The following is a 1,547-nucleotide window of genomic DNA, read 5'->3' on the forward strand; positions in this document are numbered from 1 at the left end:
TCAAGGGAGCTCCGCTCTCCTTAGATCCTGTCTTTGTCAAAAGAAATGACCAGGTTGAAGGTCTGACAAATCTTCTGAGTATAGCCTTGCGAGCCTTAACGCTGATTGAGTTTGTCGTTCGTCGAGGATTACAGCAAAATAGCGAAAAACTCACAGGCCTCCACGCAGAAAATCCCAAGAAGGAAACGGATTCTCCAACAGCGGAAAGAATCCTGAAGGCCTATTCCCAAATCACTCTGACGATCATCGAGTTAGCCGGGCAAATCTTTCACCATGTCACACCACTTTCACCGTTACAAGTAAGGATGTTGGAACTCCTTGGTCTGGGACCAGAAATCTATTCCGGCCTGGAGAGTAATTCCGGATAGCTTTTCAGTTTACGCGAATGGTGAGTTATTACAGAGTGAATAATACCGTATCGAATCCTGATCAGCCTCAATTATCCTGGCCAGCCGTTTCTGCAATTCCGTGAGTTCGTCCTCATCGAGATGGCATTCAAAGATAGACCGCTGTACCCGAAGGCCGAAGTTCTCCATTTCCCGGGCTACCTTGCGCAATCGTTTGTCGTCGCTTATGTCAAAACAAATGAGATACATAAGGGTCCCTTGAAACAGCTTGAATTTCGTTCATATTCGAGCACAGGAAAAATCTAACTCTAACAAAGTAAAGGAGTGATTATTCGATGTTCCCATAACTATACGATAAAATAATCACCGTCACCGGTCAATTCCCCCTTTCCTTGCCTGGTGATCTTGTCAGCGCACCAGCTGCATAAAGAATACCAGCGTATGGAATCCTGCCCCTCAATCAGACCTGTGATCTCCACTCTCAACTGATCAAATTCCTCGCCGTCAAGATGGCACTCGAAAACCGAATGCTGCACCCGGAAACCATAATTCCCCAGGATGCCAGCGACCTTGCCCCGGATCTTGTCGTCGGAGATATCATAGGTAACAACCCGCAACATGCTCATTTCAACAGCAGGGGCTGATATCTTTCCTGCCTGCCCTGAATGACACGAGCGATTTGCAATACCTGATATTCCATGCAGCGGCGATAGTCCATTTTCGTGCTGGTTACCGGGTGCTGACGGGTTGAGTTCAGCTTTTTTTCCAGTTCTCTGATAAAGAGATTTTTCGCGCTCTCCCCCAGCAAACACCCACTGCCATATTTCTTCCCGACAGAAAAATCAGCCGGTTTGATCCTGCGAGAAATAACCAGTTTCCAGACCACCGTATCTACGATCATGGCCCTGAACTCCTCTATTAAATCAGAAATCAATGCCGGATGACCAGGGCGGATAGAATGGAGAAAACCCACATGAGGGTTCAAGCCCCTGGCTCTGGCCAATGAATAGATGTTGTAGTACAGCAGTGTATATCCGTAGGAGAGCAATGCGTTTACCGGATCCGCTGGTGGATGCTTTTTTCTGCCGGAAAACCGCCAGTCGCCATCAAGGACAGACGCTATCCCCTGAAAATAGCTCCTTGCCGCGAATCCTTCATAGCCTCGAAGCTCATCCAGTGTTTGCGCAGATTTCATTTTTT

The 1,547-nt window shown here is 47.6% G+C and carries 3 protein-coding genes and 1 pseudogene; 1 reads left to right on the plus strand and 3 read right to left on the minus strand.

Annotated features, from left to right (window positions below):
• Positions 1-368, plus strand: a pseudogene (locus tag JWG39_RS15960) (IS1634 family transposase); the annotation flags it as partial.
• Positions 369-377: 9 nt separating this feature from the next.
• Here JWG39_RS15960 and cas2 (JWG39_RS15965) read toward each other — a convergent pair.
• The 3 genes from cas2 (JWG39_RS15965) to cas1 all read right to left on the minus strand — a co-directional run.
• Entirely contained in the window at positions 378-596 is a 219-nt protein-coding gene (gene cas2 / locus JWG39_RS15965) for a CRISPR-associated endonuclease Cas2 (RefSeq protein ID WP_205220432.1), read from the minus strand.
• A gap of 98 nt (positions 597-694) precedes the next feature.
• Complete coding sequence (gene cas2 / locus JWG39_RS15970; RefSeq protein ID WP_205220433.1) at positions 695-973, minus strand: CRISPR-associated endonuclease Cas2; 279 nt, start codon at positions 971-973, stop codon at positions 695-697.
• On the minus strand, positions 970-1,547 hold a 578-nt coding region (cas1, locus tag JWG39_RS15975), incomplete at its 5' end, for a CRISPR-associated endonuclease Cas1 (RefSeq protein WP_205220434.1). The genes cas2 (JWG39_RS15970) and cas1, both read right to left, overlap by 4 nt.

Source organism: Desulforhopalus vacuolatus, assembly GCF_016918505.1.
In the GTDB taxonomy this organism is placed as follows: Bacteria; Desulfobacterota; Desulfobulbia; order Desulfobulbales; family Desulfocapsaceae; genus Desulforhopalus; species Desulforhopalus vacuolatus.